Origin of the sequence: Actinophytocola sp., from assembly GCF_036378875.1 — a bacterium.
Classification (GTDB): Bacteria; Actinomycetota; Actinomycetes; order Mycobacteriales; family Pseudonocardiaceae; genus Actinophytocola.
Genome location: NZ_DASUVO010000128.1, coordinates 80,006 through 86,495, shown reverse-complemented (window position 1 = coordinate 86,495; position 6,490 = coordinate 80,006). Strand labels below are relative to the sequence as shown.

8 protein-coding genes are annotated in these 6,490 nt (G+C 69.5%); 4 read left to right on the top strand and 4 right to left on the bottom strand.

Features of this window, described 5'->3' with window-relative positions; translation table 11 throughout:
• Positions 1-70: 70 nt before the first annotated feature.
• Both VF106_RS36585 and VF106_RS36580 read right to left on the bottom strand, forming a co-directional pair.
• Positions 71-733 (bottom strand): M15 family metallopeptidase, encoded by a 663-nt coding sequence (locus tag VF106_RS36585; protein ID WP_330844525.1) that lies wholly within the window; start codon positions 731-733, stop codon positions 71-73.
• Between the two features lie 39 nt (positions 734-772).
• Positions 773-1,072 carry a hypothetical protein gene (locus VF106_RS36580; protein WP_330844524.1) on the bottom strand — a complete coding sequence of 100 codons (300 nt, stop codon included), beginning with the start codon at positions 1,070-1,072 and terminating at the stop codon, positions 773-775.
• A 66-nt stretch (positions 1,073-1,138) separates the two neighbouring features.
• Here VF106_RS36580 and VF106_RS36575 point away from each other — a divergent pair, with 66 nt between their 5' ends.
• Positions 1,139-2,749: a DHA2 family efflux MFS transporter permease subunit gene (locus VF106_RS36575; protein ID WP_330844523.1), complete on the top strand. Its 1,611-nt coding sequence runs from the start codon at positions 1,139-1,141 to the stop codon at positions 2,747-2,749.
• On the top strand, positions 2,710-3,318 hold the full coding sequence (locus VF106_RS36570) for a Maf family protein (protein ID WP_330844522.1): 609 nt from the start codon (positions 2,710-2,712) through the stop codon (positions 3,316-3,318). The genes VF106_RS36575 and VF106_RS36570 overlap by 40 nt, the downstream gene beginning before the upstream one ends.
• On the opposite strand, the gene VF106_RS36565 is transcribed toward VF106_RS36570, so the two are convergent.
• Complete coding sequence (locus tag VF106_RS36565; protein WP_330844521.1) at positions 3,274-4,281, bottom strand: helix-turn-helix transcriptional regulator; 1,008 nt, start codon at positions 4,279-4,281, stop codon at positions 3,274-3,276. The two genes, VF106_RS36570 and VF106_RS36565, sit on opposite strands and share 45 nt — an antisense overlap.
• Positions 4,282-4,358: 77 nt before the next feature.
• Here VF106_RS36565 and VF106_RS36560 point away from each other — a divergent pair, with 77 nt between their 5' ends.
• Both VF106_RS36560 and VF106_RS36555 read left to right on the top strand, forming a co-directional pair.
• Positions 4,359-4,697, top strand: a complete 339-nt coding sequence (locus VF106_RS36560; protein WP_330844532.1) for a YybH family protein — start codon at positions 4,359-4,361, stop codon at positions 4,695-4,697.
• A gap of 54 nt (positions 4,698-4,751) precedes the next feature.
• Entirely contained in the window at positions 4,752-5,237 is a 486-nt protein-coding gene (locus VF106_RS36555) for a DUF488 family protein, N3 subclade (protein WP_330844520.1), read from the top strand.
• A gap of 535 nt (positions 5,238-5,772) precedes the next feature.
• Here the strand turns inward: VF106_RS36555 and VF106_RS36550 are convergent.
• A complete protein-coding gene (locus tag VF106_RS36550; RefSeq protein WP_330844519.1) occupies positions 5,773-6,474 on the bottom strand; it encodes a hypothetical protein in 702 nt (233 codons plus the stop codon).
• Between the last annotated feature and the right edge of the window lie 16 nt (positions 6,475-6,490).

The following is a 6,490-nucleotide window of genomic DNA, read 5'->3' as shown; positions in this document are numbered from 1 at the left end:
CAGTCCGAGCGAATGGGACACTCGTGAGTCCTGAAGGGCCCTTCGGGAGCGAAGGGCCCTTCAGGACAGGTCAGGCAGCTGGCTTCTCGAAGTGTTGGTAGTCGATCGGGGTGTCCCAGTAGCCGCCCCACTCCCAGCCGCGGCGTTCGAAGGCGCGGACGGTCGCGTCGTCGGCGTGGATCATGCCCTGGTCGGTTCGGGTGCGGTCCACATAGGGCGCACCGTTGGGCGGGTACACCGCGCCACTGCCCGAGATGTACGGGTTCTGCACGGGGTTGACGTCGATCGCCCGGCCGTAGGAGTGGTTCGACCAGGCGGTGCCGCCGGTGATCGGGCGGCAGTTGAACGCTGAGGTGTTGTTGGCCTCCATCGACTTGTCGTCGTCCGCGTCGTACTTCTCCACCGTCAGCATGCGCTCGATCGGGTAGCGGTGGCGGTAGAGGTCGGCGAACGTGCCGACGACGTCACGGACCACGTCGGTGGCCACGATCAGCTCGCCGCGGTACACCTTGCCGTCGAAGCCGAGCACGCTCATCTTGACCAGTCGCAACTGGTCGGGCCCCACCGGGCAACCCTCCCGCCAGCTCAGGCCGAGCCGTTCCGCGGTGACCGTTTCCACGGTCGCCACGAACGGTGGCAGGCCGGTTGTCGTCGCGCTGGCCGTCACCCCAGTCCCCAGTGTTGCCGAAACCCCGATGACCACAATTGACAGCAGTCGTTTGATGATCTTCACGTGCGTAATGACGTCCTGGCACGCCGAAACGTTGCCTTACTACTGATCACGTCCGCGACTGTTCAACACCACGATGCCCGGCACCACGATCGCCAGGTACAGCCCCACTCCGAACACGACCTCGCGGACCCGCCCCTTGCCCTCGCCGGTCAGCCACACGCCAACGCAGATCAGGGCCAGCACGACCACCGTGACGGCGACGACCTTGGCGAACAGCCGGTACGAGCACCAGGACGTACACCCGCCCGCGATCTCGTGACGGCACAGCCGGTTACCGCTCGCGCTGGTCGGCAGCTGCGCCGCACGGAGAGTGCGCCGTGTGCGCTCTGAGTGCCGCATACGCACATACTCATCACCGCCGCCGCGATCGACAAGCTTCCGAACCGAACTGACACACTGCACCCCATGCGGAGCCCGTGGACAGCCATGTGGGCGCTGTGCGCGTGCTTCTTCATGATCATGCTGGACTCGACGATCGTCACGGTCGCGATCCCGACCATGCTCACCGACCTGCACGCGAACCTGAACGAGGTCGTGTGGGTCAACAGCGTCTACCTGCTCGCCAACACCGTCCCGCTGCTGATCACCGGGCGGCTCGGGGACCGGTTCGGACCGAAGAACGTGCTCGTCGCCGGTCTGGTCGCGTTCACCGCCGCGTCGGTGTGGAGCGGGCTCGCGACCACACCGGGTGAACTGATCGCAGCACGTACGGTCCAGGGGCTCGGCGCGGCGCTGATGACGCCACAGACACTGTCGTTCGTCACCCGGCTGTTTCCACCGGAGAAACGCGGCCTGCCCATCTCGCTGTGGGGTGCGGTGGCCGGGGTCGCCACGCTCGCCGGGCCGGTGCTCGGCGGGCTGCTCGTCGAGCACGTCGGCTGGCAGGGGATCTTCCTCATCAACGTCCCGATCGGCGTCGTCAGTTTGGTGATCGCCGTGGTCGCGCTGCCGAACTGGCAGCCTCGGCGCGAGCTCCGCTTCGACCTGGTGGGCACCGCGCTCTGCGCGGCCGGGCTGCTCGGGCTGGTCTTCGGTGTGCAGAACGGACAGCACTACCACTGGGGTCCGGTCTTCGGGCCGGTCACGATCGTCCACATCCTCGTCGTGGGCCTCGTGCTGCTCGCCGCGTTCGTGTACCGGCAGGTCACGGTGCGCAGCCGCGAGCCGCTCGTGCCGAACGAGCTGTTCCGCGACCCGACCTTCACCTACGCCAACCTGGCGCACGCCGCCATGGGCTTCGCGATGACCGGCATGTTCCTCCCGCTGGTCCTGTACCTGCAGACCGTGCTGGGGCAGACCCCGCTGGAGGCGTCCGTCCTCGCGCTGCCGATGGCGGTGACCGCTGCCGCGGCGTCCGGGGTGTCCGGGGCGGTGTGGCATCGCATCGGCGCGCGGAACCTGATCATCGCCGGGTTCGCCACGCTCGCGGCCGCCGTCGGTGTGCTCGTCTACCAGGCCGAGACGGACACGGACCCGACCACGCTCATCCCCGGCCTCGCGATCGCGGGCATCGGCATCGGGTTCGTGTTCTCGCCGCTGACCACGGCGGCCACCTCGGGGATGCCCCCGGAGCTGTCCGGCGCGGCGTCCGGTGTGTACAACACGTCCCGCCAGATCGGCGGTGTTCTCGGCAGCGCGGCCGTCGGGTTGGTGCTGCAGTTGGGGATCGCGTTCGCGGTGCCGGACGCCGCCCGCCAGTACGCGGAACGGCTGCCGCCGCGCTACCGCGAGGAGTTCGTCCGCCGGGTCACCGAGGCCGCGAACACACCGAGCCAGTTCGACTCGAGCCGCCCGCCCGTACCGTCCGATCTGGACCCGGACGTCGCGGACCTGGTGCGGCGCATCGTCACCGAGGTCTTCCACAGCGGCTTCACGGTGGCCGCGAAGGCAAGCCTCATGTTGCCGATCGCTGTGCTGGTGCTGGGCATCGTGGCGGCCACCGGGATCCGCGGACGGGCGCGGATAGAGTCGCGGGCGTGCAGTTCGTCCTCGCCTCCCAGTCCCCCGCCCGCCTGACAGTGCTCCGCAAGGCCGGAATCGACCCGGTGGTCCAGGTCTCCGGTGTCGACGAGGACGCGATCATCGCGTCGCTCCCGGCCGACGCCGGTCCGGAGCAGACGGTCGCGACACTCGCCGAGGCCAAGGCCCGCACGGTCGCCCCGGACCACAGCGACGCGGTGGTCGTCGGCTGCGACTCGATGCTGTTCCACGACGGCCTGCTCGTCGGCAAGCCGGGCACACCCGAACGGGCGCTCGCCCGCTGGACAAAGATGGCCGGCGGCACGGGCGAACTGCTGACCGGGCACGCCGTGCTGCGAGTACGCGACGGCGCCGTCACCGCGATCGCCACCGGCACGGTCAGCACGACGATCCGTTTCGGCGAGCCGAGCGAGACGGAGATCGAGGCCTATGTGGGCACCGGCGAGCCGCTGCAGGTGGCCGGCGGGTTCACGATCGACGGCCTTGGCGGCTGGTTCATCGATGGTGTGGACGGCGACCCGTCCAGCGTGATCGGCATCAGCCTCCCACTGACCCGCCGCCTACTCCGTGACGTCGAGGTCTCGGTAGTCGACCTCTGGCACTAGTTCGTAGCAGGTCGTGACCGCGGCGGCGCGGTCACGCAACGAGGAGCGCAACCATTGCGGGGCAAGGGCTTCCGCGTTCGTGGCGAGCTGCCACAACGCCCACTCGGCGTGTCTCGCGTCCTGGAAGGTGACCTCCAGCCGCAGCCAGCCGTCCGCGTCGGCTTCTTCTGCGACGATCGCCAGCGCGGTGCCCACCAGGTCCTCACGCCGCGCCGGGTTCACCCGTACCAGCACGGCGACCTGGTCGCCGCCGGTACGAAACCGCGTGCTGCGTTCCTGCCAGGCCTGGTCCAGATCGACGCGGTCCGGTCGCTGCGCGGGTTCGGCGAGTTCCTCGGCGGCCAGGACCCGGGACAGCCGGTAGGTGCGGTCCGTGCCGGCTCTCGTGGCCAGCAGGTAGCCCTGGTCGCGCACGGTGACCAGGCCGATCGGGTCCACCGTGCGCCACGTCGGGGCCTGGCCCGCTGCCGCGTAGTGGATGCGCAGCTTGTGTCCGGCGAACACCGCGCTCCGGATCTCGGCCACGATGGTGTCCGGCACCTCCTCGGCGACCTGCCGGCGCGCGAGGAGGTCGGTCTCCGGGTCGATGAGCAGTCGCTGGGCGGCGCCGGCCGCGGTGGCCCGATAGCTTTCGGGTAGCGCGTCGACGACCTTGCGCATGGCCGAAGCGAGCGCCGCGCCGAGGCCGAACGCCTGCGCGCCGCGCCGCGATCCGGCGACAAGCAGTGCGAGTGCCTCGTCGTGGTTCAGTCCGGTGAGCTCGGTCTGGAAACCGGGCAGCAACGCGAAACCGCCGTGCCGGCCGCGTTCGGCGTAGACCGGGACACCGGCCGAGGACAGCGCCTCGATGTCGCGCAGCACGGTGCGGGTGGACACCTCCAGCTCGCGGGCCAGCGCGGGCGCGGACAGCCGACCGTGCTGGCGCAGCAGCAACACCAGCGAGACCAACCGGTCGGCACGCATACGAAAATTGTGCCAGGAATACACGACACAGGATGTCGTGATTCGCTGGGAGGCTCATCGGCATGACAAGCAAGACAGTGGCCACCGAGCCGAACGACCTGGGTAGGTACTTCATCGAACGCGCCAACGCCGGCGACGTCGACGGGCTGGTGGCGTTGTACGAGCCGGACGCCGTGCTGGCGTTCCCGCCGGGCAACATCGCGACCGGACACGCGGAGATCCGCAAGGTGTTCGAGGAGTTCGTCGCGGCGGCGCCGGTGCTCACGCCGGGCAGGCAGCATCCAGCGCTGGTGGGCGAGGATCTGGCTCTCACGGCGTCGACGCTGACCACCGGCGAGATGACCGTCGAGATCGCCCGTCGCCAGTCGGACGGGTCGTGGCTGTGGGCCGTGGACCAGCCGGTGCTCGTGCCGTAGCGGAGCGGCGGTGGGCTCGGCCGAGCCCACCGCCGCACAGCGGAGGTGTTGACGATGAGACGCATCGCGACGATCGGCGTCTACGGCTTCACGGCCGGTTCCTTCATCGAGAAGCTCACCGGCGAGGGCGTGGGGCTGCTGCTCGACGTCCGCCAGCGACGCGGCGTCCGGGGCCCTGAATACGCCTGGGCGAACTCGGCGCGGCTCCAGCACACGCTCGCCGCGGCGGACATCGGCTACCGACACGTGAAGGACCTGGCACCGACGACCGAGATGCGCCAACTCCAGTACCGCGAGGACGACCGCCAGGGCGTGGGCAAGCGCAACCGCGTCGCGTTGGCGCCCGATTACGTCGAGCGCTACACCCGGGAGATCCTCGACCCGTTCGACCTCGGCGCGCTCGTGTCCGTACTTCCGAGCGACTCGACAACCGCGCTCTTCTGCGTCGAGCGCGACCCGGAGGCATGCCACCGCTCACTCGTGGCCGCGCGCCTGCACGCCGAGCACGGCCTGCCGGTCACGGACCTCCGCCCGGGCTGAGCCATGCCCAGGCCGATCGCGGGCGCGGGGCGCTGCGCGCCCGACGCGCATCCGCTGGGTCCCGAAAGACGCGTTCAGGGCATCGCCGCTGTCTCGAAAGACGCGCCGATGACGTTCAACGACCTGAAAGCGTCCTTCGAGACAGCGCTGGTGGCACAAACACGCCGCTCGCGGCACCGGTCTTCCCGGGCGATGTGTTGAGAAAGATCCCCGGTGGATCTGGAATTAGCGTCGCGGCGCACCCATGGGACACCCCTGAGACATCAAGCACCGACAGCCCACCGACGCGCCGTTCGCCACAAGACCACTCGGGGCAATGGACGACGCAGGACACCTGACCGCAGCGGAAACAGTGGCCCCGTACAGGACCAACCCTCCAACATCGGCTCCGCGCTTGATCATCATCCTCGCGCGCGCGTTGCCCAACCCCCACCCGATCCCGGGGGCGTCCCGCCGTGCCAGTCTACCGGTGGGGGGGTGACAGTCACCGCGAAGTCGATCTTGCCTGTGGATAACCGATGCGGCTGTGGACAGGTTAGGCGCAGGGTTTCAGGTCCGTTGACCGAAGCGTCACCGTTGGCCAGCCCGGTAGTGCGTCGAGGCGGGCGTAGGTTCTCGTGCATCCCAGTTCCTGGTGGCGCAGGTTGTGGACGCGGACGAACACCGGTGTGGTGGCACAGTCCGCGGTCACCTGCGGGTCGCAGCGGTGCTGTGCCGTGAGGACCTCGGCGCCCGGATCGGCGGTGACGTTCGCCAGGGTGACGAACCCGGCGTCGGACAGGAACGGTTCGGTGATCTCGCTCCACTGGGCGGAACGGCCGACCACGACCTCCGCCGCGTAGCCCTGCGAGTACGGACCACCCACGAGGCACGCGGACAACGAGTCGGCCACGCATCGCAGGGACTCCGTGGTGAGGGCGGCTCCCAGCTTGGTGACGGTCAGCTCGATGACCTCGCTGGAACCGGCGCCGCCGATCCGCAGGCGCCCTGCCGTGCCGTCGGCCTCGGCGACCAGCTCGACCATGGTGTCACCGACGGGCAGCGTCGCGAGCACGGTGCACTTCTCGCCCAGGCAGCCGTCCATGCCGACGCCGGGCGTCGTCGCCGTGGTGGACACGGTCGTCTCGGCGGTGGTCACGCCGGAATCCCGCAGCATGGCGGACGCGATCAGTGCACCGGCCGCCACCAGAGCGGACGCGGCGGCGGTGATCACGACCGCCCACGACCTCCCCGCCATGATTCTCTCCCCGTGA

Coding starts and splice junctions, on each gene's coding strand:
- VF106_RS36580 (WP_330844524.1), bottom strand. CDS start 1,072: ATGCGGCACTCAGAGCGCACACGGCGCACTCTCCGTGCGGCGCAGCTG.
- VF106_RS36575 (WP_330844523.1), top strand. CDS start 1,139: ATGCGGAGCCCGTGGACAGCCATGTGGGCGCTGTGCGCGTGCTTCTTC.
- VF106_RS36565 (WP_330844521.1), bottom strand. CDS start 4,281: ATGCGTGCCGACCGGTTGGTCTCGCTGGTGTTGCTGCTGCGCCAGCAC.
- VF106_RS36555 (WP_330844520.1), top strand. CDS start 4,752: ATGAGACGCATCGCGACGATCGGCGTCTACGGCTTCACGGCCGGTTCC.
- VF106_RS36550 (WP_330844519.1), bottom strand. CDS start 6,474: ATGGCGGGGAGGTCGTGGGCGGTCGTGATCACCGCCGCCGCGTCCGCT.